The organism is Streptomyces sp. NPDC056987, assembly GCF_042673865.1.
Lineage (GTDB): Bacteria > Actinomycetota > Actinomycetes > Streptomycetales > Streptomycetaceae > Streptomyces.
Genome location: NZ_JBHURV010000028.1, coordinates 33049 through 59585 on the forward strand (window position 1 = coordinate 33049; position 26537 = coordinate 59585).

The window sequence follows — 26537 nt, forward strand, 5'->3', positions numbered from 1 at the left end:
GGGGCCGCTCTCGTCGCCCCACCGGGCCGCAGGCGCGGCGGTTCCCCGCAGTCGCGGGGTGCCGTCACATCGGCGGCTCAGTGGCGCTCCGGGAGTCGTCGGTACGGCGGAGCGGGTCGGCCGCCCCCGCCGGCCGACCGGCGCGGGCGCGCGGTGGGCCGGGGGTCACAGCGCGGCCCCCGGCACGAGGGCGCGGGGGTCGAGGGCCGGGTCCTGGTTGAGGATGTCCTGCAGGAGCCTGCGCAGCTTGGCCGAGGGTTCCAGGCCGAGTTCGTTCACCAGCCGCAGCCGGGCCCCGTTGTACGCCTCCAACGCCTCCGCCTGCCTGCCCGCCCGGTACAGGGCCAGCATCAGCATTTCGGTGAGCCGCTCCCGCCAGGGGTGGATGGCGCTCATCCGTTTCAGCTCGCTGATGGTGTGGACCGGATCGGCGAGCTGCATGCCCAGCCAGAGAGTGTCCTCGACGACGGCCAGGTACTCCTCGGACAGCGCCAGGGCGACGCTCTGGCACATGGGCCCCTGGGCGACCCCCTGCAGCGGGTCGCCGCGCCACAGCGAGAGGGCCCCGCCGAACAGCCCGTAGGCGCGTTCGGGGTCTCTGCGCATGCATTCCCTGGCCCGGGAGGAGAGATCGCGGAAGGTCTCGACATCGACCGCGCCGGCCCGCATATCGAGCGCGTAGCCCGAGGAACGGGTCAGCAGTTCCGGCGCGGTGCGGGCGGGGCCCGCCAGTTCCTGCAGGGTCCGGCGTAACCGGTAGACGTGCGCCTGGAGCGAGTTCTCGAAAGTGGCGGGCGGGTTCTCGCCCCACAGCTCGCCGTAGAGCTGCTCGGCGGAGAGCGGTTGGCCGGGACTGATCAACAGGGCAGTCAGCAGGGTGCGCTGCAGGCTGCCGGTCATCGTGTGCGTCCGGTCCCCCGCGTGTATCTCCAGCGGGCCCAGGACCTGGAAGAACAGGCCGGCACCCCGCGCACCGGGCCGTTCCGCTTGCACCGCGGACACTCCCTCTGCGCTTTTATTTAACTTATCCGGACGGAAAAAATTGTACATTTCTTCTTTCCTCCGATCGCGCCACGCGGATATGTGATCCATTGACTCCGCAGACCTCGGTTTCCACAAGAGGAAGAAGACCGGCAGCAGCAGTAACCGGACAACACATTTCCGGACTCGATCCGATACCCGTAGTGATCAGCCCAAGAAGTATTCCTGTCGACATCGGGACAATACGCCGTTCGAACAGGCCGAGTTGACCGAGTACCCGGTGGCGGCGATTGGCCGATTCGCCCACCCATCCACCCGGCGGACAAGAAACACTCCGTCAATTACCTCTTAGGTAATTGACGGCCGGAGGTTTACAGGCTCACGGGTCCCCTATTCACCCGGAGGAGCGCTTTACGATGGGCCCGCCGCCGTGTCCTGTCCGCCCGCGCGGGCCCTTTCGTGAGAAGCAATCCGTATTCCGCCCTGCCCGAAAATGCGGTCCCGCTACGGCTACGCCCTCCTTTCGGTGCCCGTTTCGAGTAATCGCTGCCATTACCCGGGCCCCTCGTCACCGGACGGCACCCCCGGAACCGACCGCGGACCTCGTGCGGAAGGACGCGCCCGGACGACCCGTCGAACTCGAACCTTGTTCGACATCCCGACCAGATCGGTGCGCCTGCGGTCCTCGCTTCCGACGAGGGCCCGCTCCGATGCTGGAGCGGCCCCACACCGGGGGCGTACCCGCCTAGATCGCGACCAGGCGCCGCAGATGGCGGCCGAGGCTATGCTGGACGGCGGCCGCGTGGTCGAAGAGGTAGAAGTGCCCGCCGGGGTAGGTGGTGGCGCCCAGGAAGGGCGTGCCCCGCCGCTCCCAGGCGTCCATCCCGGAGGCCGGGAGCAGCGGATCGTCTGCTCCGCCGTAGGCGGCGACCGCGCAGGGCGCGGGCGCCCCGTCGTCCCGGAAGCCGCCCGCCGCGAGGAGGTCCCCGCGCAGAGCGGGCAGCAAGGTGGCCAGCGTGGCCGGGTCCAGGGAGACCCCGCGCGGCATCATTCCCAACTCCGCTACCCGGTCGAGCAGTTCCTCGTCCGACAGGGCCGCCACGCTCTCGCGCGGCGGGCCCGCCGCGGGCCCGGGTGCCCAGCCGGACACCCCGAGGAGGGCCGGGGCGGGCCCGCCGTCGGCCGCCACGGCGACCGCCAGCCGGTAGCCGAGCAGCGCGCCGAAGCTGTGGCCGAAGACCAGGTACGGGCGGTCGTCGAGTTCTCCCTCGAAGGGTTCCCGAAGCACCTCGACGAGGGCGTCCAGATCGTCAAGGGGCTCTTCGCGCAGCCGTTCCTGACGCCCCGGGAGCTGGACGAAGCGAGTGTCGAAGTCCGGTGGCAGGGTCGCCGACCAGGATCGGTACTGGGCCGCGGAGCCACCGGCGTGCGGGAAGACGAAGACGGTGTACGGGGCGTCGGGACCGGCCTCCGAGGCGGTGAACCACCGCGCCGGGGGCGTCCCCCGGCCGGCGCTCACGCGCTCTCCGGCACGGCCTGCCGGACAGCGGGCAGCAGCACCTCGGCTATCTCCCGAAGCTGGGCCTCCGGGCGCAGGGACCCGATCCTGATCACGATGTGCCGCGCGCCCTCGCGCACGTACTCGGCGAGCCACTCGGCACAGCTCTCGCTCGATCCCCAGGCGTAGGCCTGGATGGCGGACATCTGCTCCAGCGTGCGGCCGTAGTAGTGCTCGATGTAGTCCTCGAGACCGGCACGGGCCCGCCGCTCGTCGCGGTCCACGCTGATCGTCGCGTACAGGCCGGGGGTGACGGCACCGTCGGGACGGCCGGCCTCCCGACGCAGCTCCTCGATCCGCCGCCAGGCCGTGCCGTACGCCTCGGACGAGGGCAGGAAGGGCATCCAGCCGTCGTAGAGCCGGGCGACCCGGTCCAGCACCCGCGGAGTGTCGCTGCCCGCGAGCCACAGGGGCGGTCCGTCGGGGCGGGGCGGGCTGACCAGCCGGTCGAGTCCGGACGCCTGCCAGTAGCGGCCGTCGAACGCCTCGGGGGCGCCGGGGCGGTCGCTCGCCCAGCAGGTGCGCCACAGCGCGGTGATCTCGTCGAGCCGTCCTGCCCGGCCGGCGAACGAGGCGCCGACCGCGGCGAACTCGTCCTCGGTCTCCGGGACCGGGAAGCCCGAGCCGACACCGAGCACCAGCCGGGCGCCGGTGATGTGGTCGAGGCTGCTGACCATGTTGGCGCCGATCAGCGGGTGCCGCAGGGCAGGGGTCAGGGCGGCGGTGCCCAGGGTGATGGCGCGGGTGGCGGCGCCCACGGCGGAGAGCACCACCAGGGGGTCGAGCCGGGGGCGGGCGGTGAGCGAGTCTCCCGTCCACAGCGAGTCGAACCCGAGATCCTCGGCTCGTCGAGCGAAGTCCAGGAGCGGCGAGGCACTGTAGTCACCCAGGATCGCCTGCTCTCGGGTGGGCAGCAGGACCCCGGTACGGACCGGCCGGCGGACGACGCTCATCGAGCACCTCTTCCTTCTCTGATCAAGGGAACGGTCGTGCCGATCCAACCAACAGCGGCTGACAGGCTGCTGACGGTCCGTCCAAGACCGCCCAGGTGCACTAGAGTCAGCTCTCCTTCCGTCCGTGGAGCCATCCGTACGACCGCGAGGAGCCCGCAGTGACCCAGCCCGCCGCGCCTCTGGACGACCTGCTCGATCTGATGCCGTTCGCAAGGATCACCGGAGTCCGGCTTGCGGAGGCGGACACCTCGCTGGTCCGGGGCAGCCTGCCGTGGGCGCCCGATCTGTGCACGGCCATGGGGGTGCTGCACGGTGGCGCGCTGATGACCCTGGCGGACAGCGTGGGGGCGGTGTGCGCGTTCCTGAACCTGCCGACGGGCGCGACAACGTCCACGGTGGAGTCGAAGACCAACTTCTTCCGCGCGGTGCGCTCGGGCACCCTGCACGCGGTGGCGCGGCCGTTGCACGTGGGCAGGTCGATCATCGTCGTCCAGACCGAGCTGGCCGACGGCGACGGCCGTCAGGTCGGTCTGACCATCCAGTCGCAGGCCGTGCACGGCGGCGACCGGGGGTGAGCGGGGACGGGGCTCCCCGCCGCGCCGGCGGCGGGGAGCCCCGTGGGCCGTTCGTCAGCTGAAGACGTGGGTCAGGTAGTCGAGGAGCACGTCACCGTCGCCCGTCACCCGGATGCCGGGGGCAGTGGGCGCGACTCGTCGTTTGAGCAGGGGCAGCAGGATTTCGCCCGGGGCCTCGACGGTCACGTCGGGGCGCGCGGAGCCTGGTTCGAGCAGGACCGGGCCCGCAGGCCGCAGGTGCAGCAGCCACTCCCCAGGTCCGCCGCCGGAGTCGAGCGCGCGCACGAGGATGCGTTCGCCCGAGGTCCGCAGCCGGGTGATCTGCGGGTCGAAGAAGGCCACGGAGGCAGGCTCGGTGACGATGGCGAGGAAAAAGCCGACCAGTTGTTCGGACACGTCCCGGTCGAGCGTGGGGGTGACGCCGAGCATCGCCTCGGCGTCCAGGCGGTGGATGCTCGCCTCCATCGCGCCCCAGGCGCCCCAGAACCGGGAGCGCTGCTCGCCCAGGCACGTCCAGACCGGACGGTCCGGGCCGCCGGACTCCAGCGCGTCGAGCAGCACGGCCGCCGCCCGGTCGAGGGGTTCCATGTTCCGCTCGGCGATCCGGACGCCAACCGGGCTCTTGGTGTGGGCGCGGGTCAGGACGTCGACGTACGCGGGCCAGGGGGCGTCGAGGTCCATCTCGTCGTCGGGGATGTCCCGCAGGAAGACGTGCGGGGGTCGGAAGTCGACCGACCCGCTGTCGAGCAGACCCGCCGCCCAGGTGAAGCCCGCGTGCAGGTGCACGGCGAGGTCGGCGGCGGACCAGCCGGGGCAATCGAGGACCGGGGTCCCGGAGCGGACGCGGGCCAGCGCGGTGGTCAGGTACTCGCTCTGCCGACGGATCTCGTCGCACAGTCGGTGGTGATCGATCCAGTACACGGGCTGTCCTCGGGTGCAGGGGGCTGACGGGGTGTCATGCGGTGTGTCGGCCGGGCGGCGCCGCGGGGCCGTGCTCATCCGGCCCGCCGGGCGCCGCCGCGGTCGGGCGCGGCCACGGTGGGGAGCAGGGTCTCGATGTAGGCGCTGAGCAGATCGACCCGTGGCTGTTCGAAGACGGCGGACGCCGGCAGGGTGATCCGGAACGTTGCCTGCAGGACGTTGCGGATGTCGACCGCGTTGAGCGAGTCCATCCCCAGCGCGGCCAGGGGGGCATCCGGTTCGAGGTCGTCGGCGTCGCGGAAGCGCAGCACGTCGGCGAGCCGGTCCCGCACGATCGCGTTGACCGCGGCGGACCGGGCCGGGCCGGGTGCGTCGGGCAGGGCCGTCGGGTCGACGGCGCCGTTCCCGGGCCGGTCGGTGACCAGTTCATCGAACAGTGCGTTGGCGGGCCTGCGGGAGACGAAGCGGTCCCAGTCGCAGCGGCCCACGAGAACCTGGCCGCGACCGCCGTCGAGGAGGCCGGGGAGCAGTTCGGCGGCCTCCGTCCCGTCGAGGGGCACAACGCCCTGGGCCTGCCAGCTCCTGACCGGTGCCGAGCCCGGGTCGCGCGGGACCCAGGGTCCCCAGTCGACGACGAGGGCGGGCAGGCCCGCGCCTGCGCGGCGGGCCGCAAGGTGGGAGAGGAAGGCGTCGCCCGCGCCGGGTCCGGTCGCCAGCGCCGAGCCGACACAGGCTCCTGCCGTGGAGCAGAGCAGGAAGAAGTCCGCGGTGTCCAGGGCTGCTGTGGCCCGGTGCAGCAGCCAGGCTCCGTAGACCTTGGCGGTGAAGACGGTGTCCAGGTTCCGCCAGGTCTGCTCGGCAACCGGCAGGTAGGCGCCGGCCGCGACGGCGTGCACGACCCCTCCCACCTGCCTCCCGGCGTCGGCGAGTTCGGTGAAGACCCGCTCGACGTCGTCGGCGGACCCGAGGTCGCAGCGGCGGACCGTCACGGTGACGCCGTCGCCCAGGTCGGGTGCGTGCGTACCGGTGCGGCCGAGCAGCAGCAGATCGCGGGCGCCGAGGGCGACGAGCCTGCGGGCCAGGCGCAGCCCGACGGTGCCGAGTCCGCCCGCGACCACGTAGGTGCGGTCGGGGCGGATCTCGACCGTCCGGTCCGGGTGCGGCGCGGGGCCGGCCGGACGGAGCCGTCGTACCCAGCGCTGTCCGTCCCGGTGGGCGATCTCGAACTCGGTGTCCTGCGCGGCCGACCACTCGTCGAGCAGCGGGCCGGTGGCGTCGGCGCCGGGTTGCAGGTCGACCAGCGTCACCTCGTAGCCGGGGTGTTCGACGGCGAGGCCGCGGGCGAACCCCCAAAGGGTGGCCGCCGCGGAGATCTCGGGCGGGGTGCCCGTCCCGGGGGCCCCTGGCAGGGTGTGGGCGCCCCGGGTGACGAGCCACAGGCGCTGTCCGCCGCCGAACCCCGCCTGCGCCAGGGTGGCGAGCAGGGGCAGCAGCTCTTGGTAGTTGAGGGCGCACTCGGCCCGCAGCCGTTCCGCTCCCGTGGTGCCCTCGGGGGCGGGACGCCAGAACCAGACGACATCCCGGGGCGGGCCCTCGCGCAGGGCGGCGAGGACTTCCTCGGGGCCGTCCGCGCGGAACGCTTCGACGCCCGCGCGGGGCGCCTCGTCCAGCAGTCGAGCGCTCAGGTCGTCGGGAGCCCCGAGCAGCAGGACGGCGCGTTTGCCGCCGGGTTCGCCGGTCGGACGGGCGATCCAGTGCTGTTCGTGCAGGAGCGGCAGCGCGGCGTCGCTCCCGGCGCGGGAGCCTCGTTCGGCGGCCCAGGCGGCCTCGGCGGCCCGGCGCTGCGGAGTGGGCAGCCAGTAGGGCCTGCGGTCGAACGGGTAGGCAGGCAGCGGGACGCGGGTGCGGGGCGCGTCGCGATGGTAGCCGGTCCACGAGACGGCCACTCCCGCCTCGTAGACCCCGGCGAGGGAGCGCCGGACCATGTCGCCGGTGCCGTCGTCGCGGTAGGTGCTGGTGAGCCAGACGTGCTCGGGGTCGGTGACGGTGGTGCGGGCGAGGGAGGTCAGGGCGGTGGAGGGGCCGATCTCGACGAAGACGTGGCGCCCGCGCCGTTCCACGGCCTGGACACACGCCTCGAAAAGGACGGGCTCCAGGAGGTGGCGGATCCAGTAGTCGGGGGTGCCCATCTCGCCCGGCCTGGCGACGCGTCCGGTGACGTTGGAGACGACGGCGAGGGTGGGCGTGCGGAACTCCACCGTGGCGAGTTCGGCCCGGAACTCGTCGGCGATCTCGCGCATGAGGTCGCTGTGGTAAGGGGCGGCGCCGCGCAGCCGGGTCACTTTCACGCCCTGCTCCGCCAGGCGCGCGGCGGCAGCGTCCAGGGCGGCGGTGGCGCCGGTGATCAGGCACTGTGAGGGGCCGTTGACGGCTCCGACGGCGAGGCCGGGCCAGGGTTCCAGGAGCGGTGCGACGTCGGCCGCGGGGGCCGCCACCGCCGCCATGCCGCCCTTGCCCTGGACCCGGCCGCTCAGCCGGCCGCGGGCGGCCACCAGCCGTGCCGCGTCCTCCAGGGAGAAGATTCCCGCGGTGGCGGCGGCCGCGTACTCGCCCAGGCTGTGTCCGACGAGCACCGAGGGGCGCACGCCCCAGGACTGCCAGAGCCGGGCCAGGGCGTACTCCAGGGTGAACAGGGCGGGTTGCAGGTGGCGTGCCTCGTCGATCCGTCCCGGCACGTCGTCCTCGTCGCGAATCAGGATGCCGGGCGGGAGGCCCGTGAGGGGCGCGAAGACCCGGTCGCAGGCGTCGACTGCCTCCCGGAAGGCGGAGTACTGGCGGTAGAGGGCCGCGCCCATCCCGGGGTACTGGGTGCCGGTGCCGGAGAACAGGTAGGCGACCTTGGGGGTCGCGGAGCGTGCGTTCGGCGCGGGGCGTCCGAGGTCGGTGAAGCGTCGGCCGAGGATGCGCGCGAGGTCGTCGCGGTCGCTCACGGGGTCGGCGATCCGGTTGCGGAAGTGCGCCCGGCCGATGTTGGAGGTCCGGCACAGGTCGGTGACGGACAGCTCGGGGTGGCGTGCGAGGTGGTCGATGTGGCGTTCGACGAGCCGGCGCAGCGAGGCACGGCTCTTGGCGGAGAGGGTGAGGACGGCGCCGGGCGGTTCCTCGGTGCCGGCCGGCGGCGCGGTGGCGGTGGTGGGCTGCGGGGTGTCCGCGGGCGGTTCCTCCAGGACGACCGTGGCGATGGTGCCGGTCACGCCGAAGCTGTTCACCAGGGCCCGTCCGACCCCGTCGCCCGGCCAGGGCCTTACCTCGGTCGGCACCGCGAAGGGGGCTTCGTGCCAGGCGATGACGGGGGACGGGGTGACGAGGTTGAGGTGCGGGTAGACAGTGCGTTCGCGGAGCTGGAGGATCGTCTTGATGAGTCCGCCGACGCCCGCGGCGCCCTCCATGTGCCCGATGTTGGTCTTCAGGGAGCCGACGAGCACCGGGTCGGCGCTGCTGTGCGAGGCGCCGAAGACCCCGGTGATGGCGTCCGTCTCGGTGGGATCGCCCAGCGCGGTGCCGGTGCCGTGCGCCTCGACGTACTGGACGTCCCCCGGCTCCAGCAGGCTCCTGCTCAGCGCGGCCCGCATGACCTCTTCCTGCGCGGCTCCGTTGGGGGCGGTCAGGCCGGCGCTCTCACCGTCCTGGCGGACGGCGGAGCCGCGGATGAGGGCGTGCACCGTGTCGCCGTCGCGCCGAGCGTCGCCGAGCCGCTTGAGGACGAGGACGCCGCAGCCCTCGGCGCGGGCGTAGCCGTCCGCCGTCTCGTCGAACGTCTTGCACCGCCCGTCGGACGAGAGCATCCCGCCGAGCGCGAGAACGGCCTGGCTGCGCGCGTTGTGCATCACGTTCACCCCGCCGACCAGCGCGGTCCCGCACTCCCCCGCGCGCAGTGCCTGCACGGCAAGATGGACCGCGACCAGGGAGGACGAGCAGGTGGTGTCGATCGACATGCTGGGGCCGCGCAGTCCGAGCGCGTACGACAGGCGCCCCGAGACACCGCTGTGGGTGAGGCCGGGAGCGAGGTAGGGGGTGAGGTCGGCGCGGTCGAGTTCGGTCGCCTCGAAGATGTAGTCGAGCGAGGTGACGCCCATGAAGACCCCGGTGTCGCCGTGCCGCAAGGACACCGGGTCGATGCCCGCGTGCTCCAGCGCCTCCCAGGCCGTCTCCAGGGTCAGCCGCTGCTGAGGGGCGATGTAGGGGGCTTCCTTGGGCGACACGGAGAAGAAGGCCGCGTCGAACCGGTCCACGCCCTCGACGAAGCCGCCGCGCGGGTGCTCCTCCAGCAGTCCGGTGTCCGAGTCGGCGTCGTGGCCCATCTCCCGGCGTTCGGCGGCCGGGAGCGGCCCGATGCCCGAGCGGCCCTCCCGCAGGAAGTCGGCGAAGCCGTCGATGTCGTCGTTCCCGCCGGGACACCGCAGTCCCATCCCGACGACGGCGACGGGTTCGTGCTTCTCACGCAGCAGCCCGGCGAGCTGCTCGTCCTTGCGCCGCAGTTCCCGCAGCGCGGCGGCGAGCTCCTGCTGGGTCTCCCGCGAGCTCTGTGCCATGGTTCTCCTCCAGCCGGGACCGGGCGGTCGCCTCAGTCCGTCAGATAGGCGATCAACTGCTCTGGGGTCGGCCGCCGGAAGAGCACCGTCGTCTGAATCTCACAGTCGAGCGTTGTCTCCAGAATCGACTTCACCTCGCTCAATTTCAGCGAGGTGAGCCCCAGATCGAAGAATCCGACCTCCAGCGGCAACTCATCCTCTTCCGCCATAAAGAGCACGGACTTGAGTTCCCTCACCACCAGATCCTCGATTATCTCCCGGCGTTCATGCACGGGCATGAGCGCCACTTCACTCATCACAGGAACCAGGTACGACACACTTCCTCCGAACGTCGACACGACTTCATCCACAGGAAATCAATGGCTCCTGATATGCCGATGACACATCACTGACAGTCGAAGCACACACGCGCCGAAATCGAAGTCGGGTTTACCAAGACAGTCAGATCGTTGTACTTTCTTTGCTGTGTTGCCCGAATGGTTCGATCCTGAGGAGCGCTCCATGCCCCCCCGAATTCCGTGCCTCGGTCCCGAGGCTCTTCCCGAATCCCTCCGCGCTCTCGACGAGGGGCGCATCATCAACCTGTTCAAGGTCCTCGCCCACGCCCCGAACGCCGTCGAGCCGATCGCCCGGGTCGCGGCGGCGCTGCTGGCCTCGGGGGGCCTCGACCCGGTCGACCGGGAGCTAGTCATCCTCACCTGCGCGACGCGCTACGAGTCCGCGTACGAATGGGCCCAGCACATCCCTCTGTCCCGGGCCGCCGGAGTCACCGACACGCAGCGGGCCGCGGTGCGCGACGGGGACCACGACGCGTCCGTCTTCAGTCCCGCCCAGCGGGGCCTCCTCGCGTTCGCCGCCGCCGCGGCCGACCGTCCCGAGGTCAGCGACGCCGTCTACGCGGGCGCGAGCCGTCACTACGACGACGAGCAACTGGTGGAGACGCTGATCCTGGTCGGGTTCTACTTCCTGGTGGCGCGGGTGTCGACGGTGGTGGGTCTGGAGATCGACGCCCCCGAGGGGGAGGACGTGCTGCGCATGGCCAGGCTCATGAGCGCGGGCTGAGCGGGCGGGCCGGGGCCCGGCCCGCCCACCGGTGCCTCTTCGCGCCCCGCGAGGCGATTCCGGGGCGCGAAGAGGCGGGGCCGGGAATCGCGGGACGCGACGAGGCGCCGACCGGAACGCGCGGCGGCGGCGAGCGGGAATCAACGGGCGACATTCTTCGGGGACGGCCGCTCCACGCGTCCGTCCCCTGTTCTGCGGAGAGGGCAGGATTCGAACCTGCGCAGGCTGTGAAGCCCTGCCTGAAGACTAACTCCAGGCCCCCGATAAGCCACTCCGGGCACCTCTCCCTGTTTCCGTTTCCCGGTGTTCGTCCGCCGGTCACGAGAACAACTATGCCGGGGAGTCCTGACAGAGCACTGACGCATCCCTGACGTCCCGGAGCAGCTCTTTTCCGGTCTTCCGCAGAACGATCCTCCGGTGCTTTACTCACAGGATCAGAGAAATCTCCGGAAGGGGAACAGGAATGACTGCCGCCACGACGGACGAATCACTTCTCGGGGCCGTCCGCACCCATACCGGATGTGAGAATCCCAGCGCATTCCTCGCACTCAACAGCGGAAACAGTACCTACACCGTGCCCGGCCTCGACGGCGTGATCGTCTATCGCCGTACTGGCCGTCACGCGGTGCAGTTCGGCGGCCCGTTCGCCGCCCCCGACGCATACGGCCCGCTGCTCGAATCCTTCCGCCGGTATGTGAAAGGGGAGGGCCTCAGTCTCGTCGGCGTGCAGCTCCAGCGGGCGGACGCCGAGCGATACGCCGGGCACGGCTTCACCGTCAACCAGATAGGCGCGTCCTGGGCGGTGACCCTGGGGGACTTCAGTCTGCGCGGTACCCGTTTCATGCAACTGCGCAACAAGATCTCACGGGCCCACCGCAACGGCCTGGAGATCAAGGAGGTGGACGCCGGGGACTGGCTGAAGGAGATCGCGGCGATCGACGCGGCGTGGCTCGGCGGCAAGGACGGGGCCCACCAACTGGAGTTCCTGGTGGGAGAAGTGGGCGGCGAGGTCCAGCCACTGCGCCGGTTGTTCGCGGGCACCATCGACGGCACCCCGGTCGCCTACATCTCGTACTCGCCCGTCTACGGCGAGCGCGCGGGCTGGATGCACGACCTGAGCCGGCGGATCCCGGGCGGCTCACCCGGCCTGATGGAGGCCGTCAACGCGCACGCGATCGAGGTGTTCCGCTCCGAGGGGGTGCCGTGGCTGCACTTCGGGTTCACTCCCTTCACCGGCCTGGACGCGAGCCATGAACTCGACGGCCACAGCCCGGCGTTCCAGTGGCTCATGCACGCGCTGTGGGCGGAGGGGGCGGCCCTCTACCCGGCACAGACACAGCTCTCGTACAAGCAGAAGTGGGCGCCCGACGCGCTGATCCCGGAGTATGTCGCCTTCGACGGTCCGAGCGCCTCGCTCGCCTCGTTCGCCCACATTTTCCGTGCGTGCAAGGCATTCTGACGCACCCGACAGCCAGACGTGAACCGCCAACCCCGAGGTCCGGACGGACAAGGAGCCGAGAGCAGTGGCTGACAACGACGGCACCATCACGACGGAGGCCCTTCAGCACGCCATGGTCGAGAAGCTGATGGCCATCATCGGAGCACCCGACGACAAGGACGTGGCGCGCTCCGCCGACGAGGTCGTCCGGGCGCTCGACGCGCGCTTGGCCGACGCCTCCTGAGCACCCGGTACCGGGAGGCATCGGAAAGGGCGGGGCCCGGGTGGATCCGGGCCCCGCCCTCCGCCGTGCCGCTCCGGCACGGCCCGCGCCTACCGCGTCGCCCCGCCCGGCAGGATCCGGCGGAACCCGGTGTACGGGACGAGCGCCTCCGGGATTCGCACCGAGCCGTCCTCCGTGACCCCTTGCTCCAGCAGGGCCGCGAGGGTGCGGCCGATCGGCAGCGCCGACCCGTTGAGCGTGGCGACCGGAGCCTTGCGGCCGTCCTCCCCCTTGCAGCGGATGCCGGCGCGACGGGCCTGGAAGGTGCCGCAGTCGGAGACCGAGGAGATCTCCCTGAAGCCGCCGCTGCCGGGCAGCCACACCTCGATGTCGTACGTCGTCCGGGCCGAGAACCCGAGATCGCCCGCCGGCAACTGCACCACCCGGTAGGAGAGTTCGAGGCGGCGCAGGCATTCCTCCGCGTGCCCGACCATGAGGTCCAGCTGATCCGGCGCGTCCTCCAGGGCGCAGATCCTGACCAGTTCGACCTTCTCGAACTGGTGCAGGCGCAGGATCCCCCGGGTGTCCCGCCCGTAGGCGCCCGCCTCCGCGCGGAAGCAGGGCGTCCGCGCGGTGAACGCGTACGGCAGGTCGCGGGCGTCCAGGAGCCGGCCGGCCAGCAGATTGGTGAGCGGCACCTCGGCGGTGGGGATCAGGAACATCTCCCGGTCCCCGACCTGGGTGCGGAACAGGTCCTGCTCGAACTTGGGGAGTTGCCCCGTCCCGGTCATCGTCTCGCGCGTGACGAGGTGCGGCACCGAGTACTCGGTGTAGCCGTGCTCGGAGGTGTGCATGTCGAGGAAGAAGTCGGCCAGAGCCCGTTCCATCCGGGCGCCCGCGCCGACGCCGACGCTGAAGCGCGCGCCGGAGAGACCGGCCGCCGCCTGCGCGTCCAGGACGCCCAGGGACTCGCCGACGTCGGCGTGGTGACGTCCACCGTTTCCGCGCGGCGACGGGCCGCCCCGGCGTACCTCCACCGCCTCCTCGTCACTGGCGCCGTCGGGCACCGAGTCCAGCGGGATGTTGGGGATGCCCAACAGGAACATCCGGAGTTCGGCCGCCGACGTCCGGGCGGCCGACTCCGCCTCCCGGACGTCGGCCCGCAGGGCACGGGCGGCCTCCTTCTCCTCCTCCGAGGGCGGCCCCTTGCGTCCCCGGGCGCGCGAGGCGGCGTTCAGCTCGGTCCGCAGCCGCGTCACCTCGGCCTCCGTCTCGGCGCGGGCCCGGGCCGCTTTCTCCAGCAGGGCCGGGTCGAGGACGTACCGGCGACGGGCCAGCCGCTCCACGGCCGCGGCCCCGGGGGCGAGCAGCTCGTTCGGATCATGCACGGGATCTCCTGGGGTGAACGTGAGGTCGCCGGCACGCCGCCACGTGCGGACGGCGTACAGGCAAGGGACCGCGGTGGGGTGGAGTCGGGGAGATGGAGAGGGTGAGCGGCGACTCAGGTCGCCGACTTCTCCGGTGCCGCGCGCAGGTGGCCGGCGTACAGGCCGCCCGCGTAGCTGAGCAGGGGAGGGCCGTCGGCGGTACGGACCCGGACGACGTGTCCGAGGATCAACTCGCCGTCGCCCACAGACTGCTGGGAGTGGAAACGGCAGCTGTAATGGGCGAGGGCCCCCGCCAGCAGCGGTGCCTTCGCGTACGTGTCCGGCTGCCAGCTCAGCCCGTCGAACTGCTCGCTGCCCTGGGGGCGACCGCTGTCCGCGAACCACCGTGCCACGTCGGCCTGTTCACCGGCGAGCACGTTGATCGCGAAGCGGCCCTCGCGGGCGGCGAGCCCCACGAAGGACGATCCGGTCCGCAGCACCACGCCCACCAGCAGGGGCGTGCGCGACACCAGGGTCACCGTGCTCGCGGTGGTGCCGTGCGTCCTCTCCTCGGTGGCGACCGTCAGCACGGACACCGGGGACGCCAGGTGGTACATGCCGCGTCGGCGCTCGGCGGGGTCCTGGCGCACCGGCAGGCGGGCGTCGCGTACGACGGCTGCGGTCCCCATCACAGGCCCCTCCGTCCGTGAGCGGCGCGGTGCGGTGCGAGGCCGTGCGGCGTCCTGGTAGGGGTTTCGTGGTCCATGAGTCGATCAGCTCCCGCGGATTCGGTGGATGGAGGGCGAGACGGCGCCCCGTCGGGGCGCGCGTGACGTACGCGGCCGGACTGAACCGCACCGCCCCGTACCGCCGGGGCCCCGGCCCGACCGCGGCGCCGCGGCGCGCGCCTTCGGCGCCACGGCGCCGCCGTCGCGAGAGGGCGGACGCCAGGGTGCGGCTCCGGGCGGGGCGGCCGTCGGCGGGACTCCGTCCGACGGTCCGGGCCCGGCGGTCGCACCCGGGCGGAGTCCGCACAGCGGTTTCCCCGTGCGGCCGCACACGGAATCCGCGGCAGACCCGGTACCGGAATCCGTGGTGAATCCTTTGGGGTGTGACATGAATTCCGCGACGGGAAAGCGAGGGGCCTGGTCCCGGATTCGCGTGTACAGGGCGATATCAATCTCGAATCGAACCGATCGTGGCAGGCCGGGCTGACTCTCCCCTGACGCCCGCCTGACCGGTCACCGCCCTGACCACGTCAGCACGCCGTCAGCGGGCCCTGTTTTCATCGGCAGCGAATCCGATCGCCCGAGTGCCCAGCGTCGCCCGCTCATCGAACGAACTCGGCTGTCTCCCGCACCGGTTCAACGAGCACCACCGGAGCGTCCGGGGAAAAAGAGCCCGTGGCCCGAGAAATTGACACAGCACCCGCGCGACGACTCCCGGAGCGACCCTCACAGAGGAAGGACAGGACCCATTCCAGTCACCGATAAGGGGAGTTGGACGCTCCACCGCACCTCCCGCGACCACGCCGGTGTCCGCCCGCACCACCTGGCGATCGTCTGCGACGACCGCACCGTCGACTACCTGACGCTGCACCGGGAGAGCAACCGGGTGGCGTGGGCGCTGATCGCCGCCGGGGTGCGGCGCGGAGACCGGGTCGCCTACCTCGGCCACGAGTCCGAGTACTACTACCTGGTGATCCTCGCCTGTGTGAAGGTCGGGGCAGTCCTCGTCCCGGTCAACTGGCGGCTCACCCCGCCCGAGGTGGATCACATCCTGCGAGACTCCGGGGCGGTGCTGCTGTTCGTCGGCGCCGCGTTCCGAGAGAGGGGCGACGAGGCGGTCGGCCGTGTCCCGGGACTGCGCGGGGTCGTTTCAGTGGACGGCGGTGACGGCGCCGCTCCGGAGCCGGGCGCCGGACTCCTCTCCTGGAGCGCGGACCATCCCGACACCGATCCGGAGCCGGACACCGGGCCCGACGACCCCGCCGTGCAGATCTACACGAGCGGCACCACCAGCCTGCCCAAGGGCGCCGTGCTGGCCCACCGGAGCTTCTTCACCCTGCCGCACGCGATGCGCGAGCACCGGGTCGCATGGATCGACTGGCTGCCCGACGATGTCGCGCTCATCTCGTTGCCGGGCTTCGGCATCGCGGGCATCGGATGGTTCATGCACACCTTCAACGCCGGTGGCACCAGTGTGGTCATGCCTCAGTTCGACCCGCAGGAGGCGGTGCGGCTGATCCGGGCCCACGGGGTCACCACCACCTTCGCGGCACCGGCGATGCTGCAGGCCATGCTGGACGAACGGACGGCAGAACCAGCCGCGTTCACCTCTCTGCGCAAGATCGCATACGGAGCCGCGCCGATGTCGGAGACGCTGCTGAAGCGGTGTCTGGAGATGTTCGGCTGCGAGTTCGCTCAGATCTACGCCAGCACCGAGACCGGCAGTGTCGCCGTCTGCCTGCCACCGGAGGATCACCACCGGGGTGACGGCACGCTGCTGCGCACGGTCGGCAGGCCCTGCCCCGGCAACGAGGTGAAGGTGATCGGTCCGGACGGCGCCGAGGTGCCGCCCGGCACCATCGGCGAGGTCTGTGTCCGCGCGCCCTCGCGGATGCTCGGGTACTGGAACCTGCCCGAGGCCACCGATCGGACCCTGGTCGACGAGTGGGTGCACATGGGCGACGCCGGGTACGTCGATGACGACGGCTATCTCCATCTCTGCGACCGGATGAACGACACGATCATCGTCGCGGGGCAGAACATCTACCCCGCGGAGGTCGAGAAGGCTCTGGCCGCCCACCCGGCGGTGGAGGACTCCGCCGTCGTCGGGCTGCCGCATCCGCGCTGGGGAGAGGCGGTGCACGCCTGTGTCGTGCTGCGTCCCGGCGCCACGGCCACGCCGCGCGATCTGCTGCTGTCCCTGCGCGGCCGGCTCGCCGACTACAAGACTCCGGCCGCCTACCATTTCGTGCCGTCGCTGCCGCACAACCCCTCGGGCAAGATCCTGCGCCGATCGGTGCGCGAGGAACTCATGGCACGGCTCGACCGCGCGACCGGCGGGGCCGAGGCGGGGGAACGCCGGTGATCGCGGGGACGCCGTAGCGGATCGGCTCCCCGTGCCGCGGAGGCGGAAGTCCGCCGTCCGTCCTGTCACTGCCGGAACCGTTGACGCGCACGATGCTCGACTCCGCGGTCCCGTTCGAAGACAAGGCTGACGCTCGGGATGTCGAACCGATCGGCTTCCCTCACTCCCCCGCCCAGGAGGATCCGCCTCAGCCGCACCTCCGGCACTGCCCGCGGTGCCGGTGTGCTAACGGGTCACGCACGCGGAGGCGTCCCCGTCCTTGAGGAACCCGGTGTCTGAAGCTCCCCCTTGACCTGGACAGCCTGATACTGGGACGGAAGGTCCCTCCAATGCCTTCTCCGCATCGATGAAACGACACCGTGCCACGGTAATCCTGCAGGTCACAGCGTTGCGTTTCTGTGCCGTGTGCTGGGAGTGCCCCGTTCCACCTACTACGCGCACAGGGCGTCACGGTCGGCCCGGACGGTGCGGGAGAGGGCCGAGGAGGTGCTGGTGGGCGAGATCCGGGTGCTTCACGCCGGATCTCGCGGTGCCTACGGGGCCCGCGGATCCACGCCGTCCTGCGGCGGGCCGGGCGGGTGGTGAACTCCAAGAAGATCGAGCGGCTGATGCGCAAGCACCGGATCGTCGGGATCACCCGTCGCCGGCGGCGGGGCCTGACCCGGCAGGCGAAGCGGGCGGTGTTCGCGCCCGACCTGATCGGCCGGGACTTCACAGCGCCCGGCCCGGGATGCGGCTCGTCGGCCACATGACGGAACTCGGCACGCTGGAAAGGAAGTTGTATCTGGCGGCCTGTATCGATCTCGCGACGCGGGAGGTGGTCGGCTGGGCGATGGCCGACCACCACCGCGCCGTGCTGCCGGTCGCCGCCTTGCGGATGGCGGCCGGGCGTGGCGGCCTGGAGCGGGATTGCGTCATGCATACGGATCGCGGCAGCGAGTACACGAGTGACGAATTCCGCAGCGAAATACGCAAGTTGCACATGAGGCAGCCGATGGGGCGCGTCGGCTCTGGTTACGATAATGCCGCCGCGGAAAGCTGGTTCGCCATCCTGAAAGCGGAGATCGGGACGGCCATGTGGGAGACCCGCGAGGCCGCCCGGGCCGACGTTTTCCACTACGTCGAGGTCGAGTACAACCGCAGCCGGCTCCGTCGGCACCCCGACCACGGGTACGTCACCCCGCTCGAAACGAGATCCTTGCTCAGGCAGAACCTCGTCCCGGCAGCGTAAACACCCGCTGTCCAGTTCGCGGGGGGCTTCATTCACCTCAGCCTCGCCGAGATCGGACGCTTGATCCACCACCTCACCAACCGACGGCCCGCGCCTGTCGAGCACATCCTGCGCTGGTCGACCTGGCGCCGAAGACGACAACACCAAGCCCGCACCAGCCACTACACACGACGAGGCCACACACCGCCGGAAACAGACCGACCATCACACAGAAGACCGTTGCAGCACTAACCACAACGAGTCGTTTGACAGGTTAGCTCATTCCGTGCTTGCATAACGCTTGCATAACGAGGGGCTAACCAGATCAAACATTCTAGGGGGGAAGTGAGCTCATAGGGCTTTGGCCGCAGCCAAGCAGGAGAGTTGGGCGCGGCAGTCGACTGGGACCCCGAACCCCACCCTCTTGTGGACTGCTTGTACATTTCCCTGTATTGTGGCTGGTGGACTGCTCGCCCATATCCATCATGTGGAGGTTTGGGCCATGGTGAACAACACTGGCCGCGTGGCGGTCGTCCCGGCGGATCCGGTGGCATCGGCAGGGCGTGCGTGGAGCGCGCAGATGGACCTGGACACCTTCGACCGCATCCAGTGCGCCAACGTGCGTGGCACTTTCGTCGTCGACCAGCTCGCCGCACTGTGGATGGTGTCCCACCATGTGGTGTAGCAGCGATTTCTGCATAGCCCCTGGTCACGGGGCAGACATCACGCAACTCTCCGAGTGGCGAAGCTCGTTGAGAGAGGTGACGCGACGGCCCTGTCCCGGCATGACTTACTCCACCTCATGGAGTCACTGCGTACGGCCGACGGAATCGAGTTGATCAAGTCCTGGCCCAGCGGATCCTGCAGGAACTGATCGAGGCCGATGCCACCGCCCACATCGGCGCCGAGCCCCGGCGAGCACACCGAGACCCGCACGACGGTACGCAACGGGCAGCGGGAGAAGGTACTGACCACGCAGGCCGGGGACCTGGACCTGGCGATCCCCAAGAAGAGTGGCCCCATCGATCGCCCTTGGACAAGGCGAGAGGGGCCACGTGGCCGAAGGACCTTGTAGTGGAGGTCCGGTCGGCCCGCCGTACACCTTTTACCGAAAAGGAAGGTGACGACGTGATCAGGGTACCCGTACCCGGCACTCGACACACCGCACCCCGCCGTGGGGTCAGCAGCCTTGGCTGCTGGTCCTTCGACGGGGTGCACGTGCTGTCCGCACTCTTCCTGGTCCCCACCTCGGGCGAGGAGGCCGGAATGAGGTAGTCGTCAAGGCGGGGCGCCCTCAGGGTCTTCATGCCGCCCCGGGCACTCAGCAACTAGGTGACGCCAATCACCCAGGCTCAGTGCCCACGTCATCTCCGGTCTGGCCGCCACAGCCTCCCGGAGGGGTTGTTCGACCCGGTACCACCCGGCTTCGAACGGTCCAACTTTCAGGTTCCTCCAGAACCAAGCCCCCCAGCGGGAGGCTTCTGTCGCTTCCCGCTCAGCGCGAAGGACGACTTCATTTTGCACGAGACATCGGCGGGGCGCCAGCTTTGGCATCCCCGCATGCTGCCCGCGCCCTCGCACGACCGTCCGGTTGACAGCAAGTTCACATCCAGCCATCCGGTGGTCCGGACGTATCGCTCGCGTCCTGCCAGGTGCCTGTCGCGCGGTCTGAGAAGGAGTTGCGGGGCTAACCCCCCGGCAGCCGACAGTGCCGCCATGATCTTCACGACACTCGACTTCCCGGTGAGCACCGTGGCGGCACCAGCCGCTGCCCTGGACCACATCTGCGGGGAGTTCGTCGACAACTCCGCCGCAGCGCCAACCGGTGCGGTGCTCCGGCACTCCTTCCCGTGGGGCGGGACGCGATCCGAAGTTCCTGCCCGCCAGGCGGAAGCGAACAGGGTCCTCCCCACTTCTCGGGCTCTGTCCACAGGTGGCCTGCGCGAGGCTGCCGAGATGATCCCTTTCTCGTTCCTCCGAGCGGGCCGGTGAGCGTCGTGGCGGCGTCGGCCACCGTGATGGTGCCGGCACCGCGCCCGGCCGTCGACGACGCCGACACGGGCGTCGTGCCGCCCGGTCCGTACGTGCCGGAGGCGGGCCAGTGGTTGTCGACATCGACGGGCCGGATCGCGAGCGAGGGCTACTCGTGTATGCACGTGGTGCGCTGGGTGGCCGGGTCCGGGCTGTACCGGACCCGGAGGCACCGCACGCACGGTCCGCGCTCGTTCGGCCCGACAATGGTGCGCGTCGCCCAGGAACTCGCGGCGCTGTTCCCGTGCCGTCCGGGTATCGGGTGCCTGGTGTGGCACGCTGCCTCGCCGGTCACCGTGTGTATTCCCTGCGGGGCTTGCGGGGCCAACCCCTCGGCGGACAAGAGTGCCGCCATGATCGTCCTTCTCTCCTTCACCGCCAGTCCTGACAGGCCCAGTCCCCTTCCTCCGTTTCGGGTTGTCCGCAGGGGAGCCCAGGGAGCGCCGTGGCGGCGCCGGCCGCTGTGGTGATCCCGGCTCAGCGTTCCGTGCTGGATGGGGATGTGCGCGCTGGTGGATCGGGGGAGATGTTCGCCTTGGTGCGGGGGCGGGAGCAGGACGTGGTGCGTACGGAATCGCGGCGTACGGAGCCGCGGGCATGGCTGCGGTCGGTGGTGTGGCTGGTGGGTGCTGGTCTGCATCCGCGGTCGGGGGCGTCGACGGTGGTGGTCGCGCGGGATCTCGCGGGGCGGATGGATTACCGGCGGGGGACCGTGCTCTACGACCTGGACGGGACGGTGCGGCGTACGGGGTTGTCGCGGGCGACGGTGAAGCGGCATGTGAGGGTGCTGCGGGAGCTGGGTGCGCTGGTGTGGCTGGTGCACGGGTCGAAGCGGAATCTGGTGTTGCCCGGTGAGGACGGGTATGTCGCAACGGCGACGGTGTACGGGGCGGTGATTCCGCGCGCGTTCGACGCGGCATTGGGCCACCGGCTGTCCGGCAGCGGTTACGAGGCCCGGGTGTGCGGGGTCACGGAGGCCGGCCGGGAACGTGCGGTCGCCCAGGCAGTGAAGGCGGCGAAGGGCGCTGCGGGGCCTGTGGATAACCGGCCTGTGGATCAGCGCAGTTCACAGGTGCGTGAGCCCCATTCTCTTGGTCGTTCCACCCACTCGGAGAAAGTTGATGTTGATGGTGGCAGTAACTACACCTCGCGCAAGCGCGCGAGCCGCTCAACCCCATCTCGCTCCATCACCAGGTCCAGCCGGAGCGGCTCGCCGCGTCGTCCGATACGGCAGGTGGCGCGGGACATCGTGATCGCCCGTGAGGTCCGTCCGCTGGTGCCCTGGGTCCAGGGTGAGCAGTTACGGCGCCTCGCGTTCGCGCTGCGCCCGCTCATCGACGAGGGTCTGGACGTCCACGACATCACGGCCGAGCTGCACGCCTGGCATCTGGTGTGGCGTCCGGCGAACCCGGCGGGGTTCATCACGGCCGAGCTGGCGGGCCGTGCCAAACGGGAGGCGGCATACGCGGAGGCGGTGGCTCCGCAGGACAACGCGGCATGGTCGGCGTACTGCGAGGACCGGAGGCAGGCCGCCGCGTTCATGGAGCGGACCGAGGTGCCGTCGGTGCGCACGGACGAGGACCGGCTTCAGGCCCGGTACGCCGGGATCTACGACCCGCAGCTCGTCCTGGACGCCTGTGAGGAGGACTTCGACGACGCGCTGGACCTGTACGGCGTCGGGCTGGTCTCGAAGTTCTGGGGCGTCGCCGGCAACCGGAACATCGCGCTGAGGGTGTCATGACCGCCGGCCTGTCCGGGCGCGGTAGTTCATCCGCGTCAATCCGGTGGCGCCTTCTGCGTGACGCCCGCGAACAGTGCCTGAGGCACCGCGGGCCACCGGCGTCCGGCCGAGGTATCGCAACCGCCTCTTGCGACACTGCGCGATTGGGAGCCGAACAGTCGTTCACGCCCGACCATCGCGCCCCTGCGTCGCGGTTTGCCGATCGCCACACCGCGCGAGCGGCCGCCCTCGCCCCGCCAAGTCGCCCGGTGGATCACCACCTCACCGTCCCCTCGGGGCTTGCACGCCACCGAGGCACTCCGGCAGATACTCGAACACTGCCCGGAGCTGAATCACACACACGACCTGGTCCGACAATTCGCGGCCATGCTGGACACCCGCGACGCCGCCCCACTGCCCGACTGGCTCGAACGCCTCGCAGCCTCCCACCTCCCGGCCTTGGCCGGCCTGGCCAAGGCCATGCGTGAAGACCAACGCGCAGTCGTTGAGGGGATCACTACCCCCGTTCAACTCCGGTGTCAACGAAAATCGGATCACGGAGGCTTACTGCTCGATGAGCGCGATCCAGACCTTGCCGCCCTCCGGCTCGCCGGAGCTGTCGCCGGGGCCGTTGAAGTTGGGGGTCCAGTGGCGGTGGGTGGCCAGGCCGCACGCGGGGCACGGCGCAGTGGGCCGGTGGCCCCACGCGGGAATCTCCTCCCCGGTACGGGCACCCGGTGGTGGTGGAAGGTCCGACGGGCTGCCGGGCTCGAACTCGGGCTGGACGTTCATTCCTCTCGCCTCCGGTCTTCAGCCGCTGCTGGGCGGGGAGGGCGGGCGTGGCAGGCGGCGGCGTTCGTATCGGGGTACGGGCCGGCTGGGGCGGATGGCCACGGTGGGCGGCCCGGTCTGCTGGCGCCGTGCCTGGCCCTGGCAGAAGAGGCACTGGGGCCCGCCGGGTGCTGCGGGGTCGGTGGGGGCTCCGGGGTGCTGGATGCATCCTGAGGTGTTGCGGGGGCGGGAGAGTTCCCGGGCGATGACGAAGGCAGCGTGGGTGAGGTCGGCCAGGTGTACGAAGGTCTCGTCGTCGGACCGGTAGTTGATCTCCGATGCCAGGTCGTTGATCTGCTGCATGGTCTGTGCGAGGACGGTGTGGTCGTACGGCGGGGGCGGGATGGCCCAGTTGTGGCGGGGTGCCTGGGGTGCTGCTTTCACGTTGGGCCGGCCGGTGCGGCGGTGGCTGTTGCACAGCAGGCAGCGTCCCCAGCCGGCGGGGGCTTCGGTGTCGACGGCGCCCTTCGGATGCAGGTGGCAGCCGGTCGAGTTGCGGTCCGGGGCCAGGTTCCGGGCGACATTGAACAGTGTGTAGAGGCTGTCGGCGATCTCCTCGTACTCGGTGGGGTCGGCGGGGACCGGCAGTTGGCCGATGAGTTCCCCGACGCCCGCGAGCTTGGAGTAGAGCTCCTTCAGTAAGAAGGGTCTGCCGGTGGGGACGCGGTAGGCGGAGTGGTCAGCGAAATCCACGGAACCCACTATGTCGTGAAGTAGCCTGCTGGCGCCCGCTTTTCACCCGACCGGGCGCGCAGTACCGGTCACGGCTGGACGGGCAGCGGGGCCCAGGAGAGCAGGGTGCGGGATCCGGTGCGGTACTCGTGCGGATCTACTTCCAGCCGGGCTTCGACCGTCAGGTGATCCCGGCGCGCGAGGACGAGGGTGGGCTTGCAGACGTCGGTCATCACCACGGCGGGGTGATCGACGTCGAGCCACTGGGGCAGTCGGCGGGAGAGATCGGGGGCCGGGGTGACGACCGTGGTGAAGAGCATGGGGATGTCGGTCCTGATGTCCCGGACCGACCACATCAGCTGATCGCCCCAGGACAGCAGCTCCGCAGGGTCGTCACACGGGTCATAGACCGGATCGGCCGGCGGCCGGGGTTCGGGGTGGAGCCGCTCGTACCGCTCGATGACGATGAGGCCTGGCTTGCGCCCGCCGATCAGACGCTGCGCCTTCGCGTTCACGTCGGCGGCCGTGGGGTTGGGCGTCGCGTCCACGACGAGAGCGTCGGGAACCGTGACGGGCGGGTAGCCGGTGTACAGCACGGTGGGAACACCCGCCCGGGCCGCATGGACGGCGGTGTCCCGCCCGATCTTCGCTTCCCGGCTGCCGCGCTGCGCGATCATGCCCACCTTGTGCCGGTGGTTCAGCTCGGCAAGCTCGGTCAACTCCGGCCAGGGAGTGGGAACGGGCCGCGAGTTCTCCAGGTCCCCGTACAGGCGCTCCCGTAACGTGCGCTTGTGAGCCGCCTGGTCACCTTCGATGGCCAACTCCGCGCTCCCCTCCGGTCAATGAACGACCAGTATGGGGCTGCGTGTCCGGCTCTCAGACCTTTTTCCGCTTCTGCCCATGGCTACGGCCAGGCGTTCGACCCCGGTGCCGCCGTACTCCCCCGCCACCGCGCCCGGTCAGACGCGGCCGGCTCGTTCGTCGGCGAGGCGCCTGAGGGCCCGCGTGTGGCTGGCGTCGACCGGCGACGCCCTCTGCCGGGCGCGCTCGCGCAGGTCCTCCAGATCGGCCCGCACGTCGGTGACGGCCGCTTCACGCTGCTCACGCAGGGCACGGTCCTGGCGTGCGATCGCGGCCGCGACAGCCGGGGCCGTCGGCCGCTCGGCCCGGACAGCACGGTGCGCTTCGAGGGCGCGGTGGTAGCCGGCCGACCCCGACTCCCGGGTGCGCACCGGTCCGGGCGCGGGCGCAGCGGGCACCGGTTCCGGGCCCGCGGGCGCCCTCTCCGTGGCGGGTGCGGTGGCAGTGGGGGCAAGCGCCAGGACGTGGATGGTACGGACGTTCGCGTCCTTGACCTGCTGGTTGGCCCGAGCGATCAGGTTCGGAGCGGTCCAGCGGAGTGTGGTGCCGTAGGCCGGCGCGTCGGGGACGACATCCAGCCCGGCTCACCGCCCAACGCCCGGCCGTCGCCTGATGCCCACACCGCAAAATCCACTCCGCCGCCAAGCAGCTGGAAACCATCACCAGTGAAGCCGAGCTCACTGCCCTGCTGCTCTAGCGGTTAACAACGATCGTGGTGGACGCAATAATCGGGGGTGCGGGAATGTGCCAGGCGGCTAGTACCACGGGCCCGCTCGCGAACTGAATCTCCTGATCAACGAGCAGGCGATTGACCCGGATGCCGTTGTGCTTCAGGACTCTCTTGATGAAGCCGGTTGGGTCCGACGCCGCAGCCTGCACGTCCTCAGCAGTCAATGCCAGCTCGTACTCCTCAAGCTCCCCCTGAACAGTCCCTTTCGGCGTCAACTCGGCCATGACTTCCTCCCAGCCATCACTTTGGGCGATCTGCCAATCTTCATCAAGAATGACCGATTCGCCGTAAATGGCAAGCCGAAGGTCAGCGGCAGCCCGGCAAGGCACCCTTCGATGGCCAGCTGTGCCCCTCTGGACGTGGACCTCGCGAGGCACTCCGGATTTTCGCCCGACGATTCGAAAAGCCACTGACCAGTGGTCGACTCGTGTCGAGCCGACCACGGCACCGGCGTATCGCGGCTGGTACCCAATGTGCCGTACGTGCCTTACACCTCGCCCAGGGCGCCGGCCTCTGTAAGGCCGGCAGCACCGGGTCCTGGGGGACGTGTGGTGGGTCCAGGCGGACATGACCCGCGCGGCCGCCGCGTACGAGAGGGCCCGCGTCGAAGCCGAGCAGCACGGCGTCGCCGGTGAACGGGCGACCGCGCAGGCCCAGCGCGCCTTCGTTCTCGCGTTTACCGACCCCGCCCGCGCCGACGACGAACTCGAACTCGCCCAGCAGCTGCTGACCGGACTCGATCTGCGCGCCACGACCTTCACCACGGAGATCGCCGCCCTGGTCCGCGACGCCGGATGCGCCCGTGACGTCGAAGACCGCGCACGCCGGCTCCGTACCGACATCCGGGTCGCCGGGCTCGCCTCCACGGAAGCCACCCTCGACCTCGCCCTGTGCTTCCACCACGCCGTCCAGGACGAGCGTGCCGCGCTGGCCACCACCATCGCCCGGCTGCGTGAACGCACCCACTCCGGCGACTACGCCTACTACACCGACCTCACCCACTTCATGGCCGGCCTCCCCCTCCCCGCCCCCTCACCGGCCCGCTGGCTCGACACCGAACAAGAAACCGCAACCGCTGGCACGCCCTGGTCACCACCCGACGCGAACACCTGCGCCCCGGGGCATAGGCCAGTGCCCCTCCTGGCCGGAAACGGCAGAAGGGTCCGCCACGGACGCCGTGGCGGACCCTTACAGGGCTATGGAAGCGGGGAAAGCTCAGCCTCGACCGGGATCCCTGCCTACGAGACCGGAAAGCAGTTCGGTCAGTGTCGCGTTGACGGCGCGCTGCTCGGTGGCAAAACTGTCCATCCGCGCCGCCAGGCCGTCGATCTTCTCGTCCAGGTGTCCGACCAGAGTGGCCAGACCTTCGACCTTGTCGTCCAGGTTCCCAACCTTCTGATCAAGGTTGCCGACCTGGAGGCGCACCGCGGTCAGGTCGCTCTTGACGATGCCGAACTCGCGGTCGTTCTTCTGCGCGGCGTCTTCGTAGCGGCGGGTCAGCGCGGCAATCTCGCTCTGAGCGATGGGGTCTTCAGGCACGGTCTCGGCTCCCGGAAGTCGTGTAGCGGTCAGGCCGCGCCTCCGATTGTCGCAGAGACCACAGAGGGGCGGTAGCCACTCCAGAACCGCCGCCCGACGTTCGGCGTCCGGCGTCTCGGGCCCCAGGTGGCGGCCGAACAGGTTCTTGATCTTGAGTGGCCGAGTCGCGGGAGGGGTGAC

24 protein-coding genes and 1 tRNA gene are annotated in these 26537 nt (G+C 70.5%); 11 read left to right on the forward strand and 14 right to left on the reverse strand.

Going from position 1 to position 26537, the window contains the following annotated elements:
- Nucleotides 1-165 precede the first annotated feature (165 nt).
- The 3 genes from ACFTZC_RS28270 to ACFTZC_RS28280 form a co-directional block, all read right to left on the reverse strand.
- A complete protein-coding gene (locus ACFTZC_RS28270; protein WP_382894417.1) occupies nucleotides 166-993 on the reverse strand; it encodes a BTAD domain-containing putative transcriptional regulator in 828 nt (275 codons plus the stop codon).
- A 733-nt stretch (nucleotides 994-1726) separates the two neighbouring features.
- On the reverse strand, nucleotides 1727-2500 hold the full coding sequence (locus tag ACFTZC_RS28275) for a thioesterase II family protein (protein ID WP_382894419.1): 774 nt from the start codon (nucleotides 2498-2500) through the stop codon (nucleotides 1727-1729).
- On the reverse strand, nucleotides 2497-3492 hold the full coding sequence (locus ACFTZC_RS28280) for an LLM class flavin-dependent oxidoreductase (protein ID WP_382894421.1): 996 nt from the start codon (nucleotides 3490-3492) through the stop codon (nucleotides 2497-2499). The genes ACFTZC_RS28275 and ACFTZC_RS28280 overlap by 4 nt, the downstream gene beginning before the upstream one ends.
- 200 nt (nucleotides 3493-3692) lie before the next feature.
- On the opposite strand from ACFTZC_RS28280, the gene ACFTZC_RS28285 reads away from it, so the two are divergent.
- The gene (locus tag ACFTZC_RS28285; RefSeq protein ID WP_382894554.1) at nucleotides 3693-4067 is read left to right on the forward strand and encodes a PaaI family thioesterase; all 375 of its coding nucleotides are present in this window, start codon (nucleotides 3693-3695) and stop codon (nucleotides 4065-4067) included.
- A 54-nt stretch (nucleotides 4068-4121) separates the two neighbouring features.
- Here ACFTZC_RS28285 and ACFTZC_RS28290 read toward each other — a convergent pair whose 3' ends face one another.
- From ACFTZC_RS28290 to ACFTZC_RS28300, 3 genes are all read right to left on the reverse strand, one after another.
- Nucleotides 4122-4988, reverse strand: coding sequence for a maleylpyruvate isomerase N-terminal domain-containing protein (locus ACFTZC_RS28290; protein WP_382894423.1), 867 nt, complete (start codon nucleotides 4986-4988; stop codon nucleotides 4122-4124).
- Between the two features lie 74 nt (nucleotides 4989-5062).
- A complete protein-coding gene (locus ACFTZC_RS28295; protein WP_382894424.1) occupies nucleotides 5063-9580 on the reverse strand; it encodes a beta-ketoacyl synthase N-terminal-like domain-containing protein in 4518 nt (1505 codons plus the stop codon).
- Nucleotides 9581-9612: 32 nt separating this feature from the next.
- Nucleotides 9613-9930: an acyl carrier protein gene (locus ACFTZC_RS28300; RefSeq protein WP_382894426.1), complete on the reverse strand. Its 318-nt coding sequence runs from the start codon at nucleotides 9928-9930 to the stop codon at nucleotides 9613-9615.
- A 151-nt stretch (nucleotides 9931-10081) separates the two neighbouring features.
- On the opposite strand from ACFTZC_RS28300, the gene ACFTZC_RS28305 reads away from it, so the two are divergent.
- A complete protein-coding gene (locus ACFTZC_RS28305) occupies nucleotides 10082-10642 on the forward strand; it encodes a carboxymuconolactone decarboxylase family protein (protein ID WP_382894428.1) in 561 nt (186 codons plus the stop codon).
- 195 nt (nucleotides 10643-10837) lie between these two features.
- Here the strand turns inward: ACFTZC_RS28305 and ACFTZC_RS28310 are convergent.
- Nucleotides 10838-10929: transfer RNA gene (locus tag ACFTZC_RS28310), tRNA-OTHER, on the reverse strand.
- A gap of 176 nt (nucleotides 10930-11105) precedes the next feature.
- On the opposite strand from ACFTZC_RS28310, the gene ACFTZC_RS28315 reads away from it, so the two are divergent.
- Together ACFTZC_RS28315 and ACFTZC_RS28320 are read left to right on the forward strand one after the other, a co-directional pair.
- Complete coding sequence (locus ACFTZC_RS28315) at nucleotides 11106-12101, forward strand: DUF2156 domain-containing protein (RefSeq protein WP_382894429.1); 996 nt, start codon at nucleotides 11106-11108, stop codon at nucleotides 12099-12101.
- Between the two features lie 64 nt (nucleotides 12102-12165).
- The gene (locus ACFTZC_RS28320; RefSeq protein WP_382894431.1) at nucleotides 12166-12324 is read left to right on the forward strand and encodes a hypothetical protein; all 159 of its coding nucleotides are present in this window, start codon (nucleotides 12166-12168) and stop codon (nucleotides 12322-12324) included.
- A gap of 89 nt (nucleotides 12325-12413) precedes the next feature.
- Here ACFTZC_RS28320 and serS read toward each other — a convergent pair whose 3' ends face one another.
- Together serS and ACFTZC_RS28330 are read right to left on the reverse strand one after the other, a co-directional pair.
- The gene (gene serS / locus ACFTZC_RS28325; RefSeq protein ID WP_382894433.1) at nucleotides 12414-13691 is read right to left on the reverse strand and encodes a serine--tRNA ligase; all 1278 of its coding nucleotides are present in this window, start codon (nucleotides 13689-13691) and stop codon (nucleotides 12414-12416) included.
- A 113-nt stretch (nucleotides 13692-13804) separates the two neighbouring features.
- Nucleotides 13805-14359, reverse strand: coding sequence for a flavin reductase family protein (locus tag ACFTZC_RS28330; protein ID WP_382894434.1), 555 nt, complete (start codon nucleotides 14357-14359; stop codon nucleotides 13805-13807).
- A gap of 787 nt (nucleotides 14360-15146) precedes the next feature.
- On the opposite strand from ACFTZC_RS28330, the gene ACFTZC_RS28335 reads away from it, so the two are divergent.
- The 6 genes from ACFTZC_RS28335 (at nucleotide 15147) to ACFTZC_RS28360 (ending at nucleotide 21745) form a co-directional block, all read left to right on the forward strand.
- Nucleotides 15147-16763, forward strand: a complete 1617-nt coding sequence (locus ACFTZC_RS28335) for a fatty acid--CoA ligase (protein WP_382894556.1) — start codon at nucleotides 15147-15149, stop codon at nucleotides 16761-16763.
- A gap of 398 nt (nucleotides 16764-17161) precedes the next feature.
- Entirely contained in the window at nucleotides 17162-17515 is a 354-nt protein-coding gene (locus ACFTZC_RS28340; RefSeq protein WP_382894436.1) for an IS3 family transposase, read from the forward strand.
- Nucleotides 17512-17994, forward strand: coding sequence for a transposase (locus ACFTZC_RS28345; RefSeq protein ID WP_382894437.1), 483 nt, complete (start codon nucleotides 17512-17514; stop codon nucleotides 17992-17994). The genes ACFTZC_RS28340 and ACFTZC_RS28345 overlap by 4 nt, the downstream gene beginning before the upstream one ends.
- Before the next feature lie 481 nt (nucleotides 17995-18475).
- Nucleotides 18476-18658: a hypothetical protein gene (locus ACFTZC_RS28350; protein ID WP_382894439.1), complete on the forward strand. Its 183-nt coding sequence runs from the start codon at nucleotides 18476-18478 to the stop codon at nucleotides 18656-18658.
- A gap of 198 nt (nucleotides 18659-18856) precedes the next feature.
- The gene (locus ACFTZC_RS28355; RefSeq protein ID WP_382894441.1) at nucleotides 18857-19048 is read left to right on the forward strand and encodes a transposase; all 192 of its coding nucleotides are present in this window, start codon (nucleotides 18857-18859) and stop codon (nucleotides 19046-19048) included.
- Nucleotides 19049-20530: 1482 nt separating this feature from the next.
- Entirely contained in the window at nucleotides 20531-21745 is a 1215-nt protein-coding gene (locus tag ACFTZC_RS28360) for a cell wall protein (protein WP_382894443.1), read from the forward strand.
- A gap of 543 nt (nucleotides 21746-22288) precedes the next feature.
- Here the strand turns inward: ACFTZC_RS28360 and ACFTZC_RS28365 are convergent.
- From ACFTZC_RS28365 to ACFTZC_RS28385, 5 genes are all read right to left on the reverse strand, one after another.
- Nucleotides 22289-22516, reverse strand: a complete 228-nt coding sequence (locus ACFTZC_RS28365) for a hypothetical protein (RefSeq protein WP_382894444.1) — start codon at nucleotides 22514-22516, stop codon at nucleotides 22289-22291.
- Nucleotides 22517-22534: 18 nt separating this feature from the next.
- Complete coding sequence (locus ACFTZC_RS28370) at nucleotides 22535-23248, reverse strand: hypothetical protein (protein WP_382894446.1); 714 nt, start codon at nucleotides 23246-23248, stop codon at nucleotides 22535-22537.
- A 68-nt stretch (nucleotides 23249-23316) separates the two neighbouring features.
- Entirely contained in the window at nucleotides 23317-24048 is a 732-nt protein-coding gene (locus ACFTZC_RS28375; protein WP_382894448.1) for a hypothetical protein, read from the reverse strand.
- A gap of 138 nt (nucleotides 24049-24186) precedes the next feature.
- Nucleotides 24187-24486 carry a hypothetical protein gene (locus tag ACFTZC_RS28380; RefSeq protein ID WP_382894450.1) on the reverse strand — a complete coding sequence of 100 codons (300 nt, stop codon included), beginning with the start codon at nucleotides 24484-24486 and terminating at the stop codon, nucleotides 24187-24189.
- 295 nt (nucleotides 24487-24781) lie between these two features.
- Nucleotides 24782-25147 (reverse strand): hypothetical protein, encoded by a 366-nt coding sequence (locus ACFTZC_RS28385; protein WP_382894452.1) that lies wholly within the window; start codon nucleotides 25145-25147, stop codon nucleotides 24782-24784.
- A 238-nt stretch (nucleotides 25148-25385) separates the two neighbouring features.
- On the opposite strand from ACFTZC_RS28385, the gene ACFTZC_RS28390 reads away from it, so the two are divergent.
- On the forward strand, nucleotides 25386-26432 hold the full coding sequence (locus ACFTZC_RS28390) for a hypothetical protein (RefSeq protein ID WP_382894454.1): 1047 nt from the start codon (nucleotides 25386-25388) through the stop codon (nucleotides 26430-26432).
- Nucleotides 26433-26537: the final 105 nt, after the last annotated feature.

What these genes read in the sequence shown, in the direction of transcription:
- ACFTZC_RS28280 (WP_382894421.1), bottom strand. Translation starts at nt 3,492, where the DNA reads ATGAGCGTCGTCCGCCGGCCGGTCCGTACCGGGGTCCTGCTGCCCACC.
- ACFTZC_RS28285 (WP_382894554.1), top strand. Translation starts at nt 3,693, where the DNA reads ATGCCGTTCGCAAGGATCACCGGAGTCCGGCTTGCGGAGGCGGACACC.
- ACFTZC_RS28295 (WP_382894424.1), bottom strand. Translation starts at nt 9,580, where the DNA reads ATGGCACAGAGCTCGCGGGAGACCCAGCAGGAGCTCGCCGCCGCGCTG.
- ACFTZC_RS28305 (WP_382894428.1), top strand. Translation starts at nt 10,082, where the DNA reads ATGCCCCCCCGAATTCCGTGCCTCGGTCCCGAGGCTCTTCCCGAATCC.
- ACFTZC_RS28315 (WP_382894429.1), top strand. Translation starts at nt 11,106, where the DNA reads ATGACTGCCGCCACGACGGACGAATCACTTCTCGGGGCCGTCCGCACC.
- ACFTZC_RS28330 (WP_382894434.1), bottom strand. Translation starts at nt 14,359, where the DNA reads ATGGGGACCGCAGCCGTCGTACGCGACGCCCGCCTGCCGGTGCGCCAG.
- ACFTZC_RS28345 (WP_382894437.1), top strand. Translation starts at nt 17,512, where the DNA reads ATGACGGAACTCGGCACGCTGGAAAGGAAGTTGTATCTGGCGGCCTGT.
- ACFTZC_RS28350 (WP_382894439.1), top strand. Translation starts at nt 18,476, where the DNA reads ATGGTGAACAACACTGGCCGCGTGGCGGTCGTCCCGGCGGATCCGGTG.
- ACFTZC_RS28355 (WP_382894441.1), top strand. Translation starts at nt 18,857, where the DNA reads ATGCCACCGCCCACATCGGCGCCGAGCCCCGGCGAGCACACCGAGACC.
- ACFTZC_RS28360 (WP_382894443.1), top strand. Translation starts at nt 20,531, where the DNA reads ATGTTCGCCTTGGTGCGGGGGCGGGAGCAGGACGTGGTGCGTACGGAA.
- ACFTZC_RS28365 (WP_382894444.1), bottom strand. Translation starts at nt 22,516, where the DNA reads ATGAACGTCCAGCCCGAGTTCGAGCCCGGCAGCCCGTCGGACCTTCCA.
- ACFTZC_RS28390 (WP_382894454.1), top strand. Translation starts at nt 25,386, where the DNA reads ATGACCCGCGCGGCCGCCGCGTACGAGAGGGCCCGCGTCGAAGCCGAG.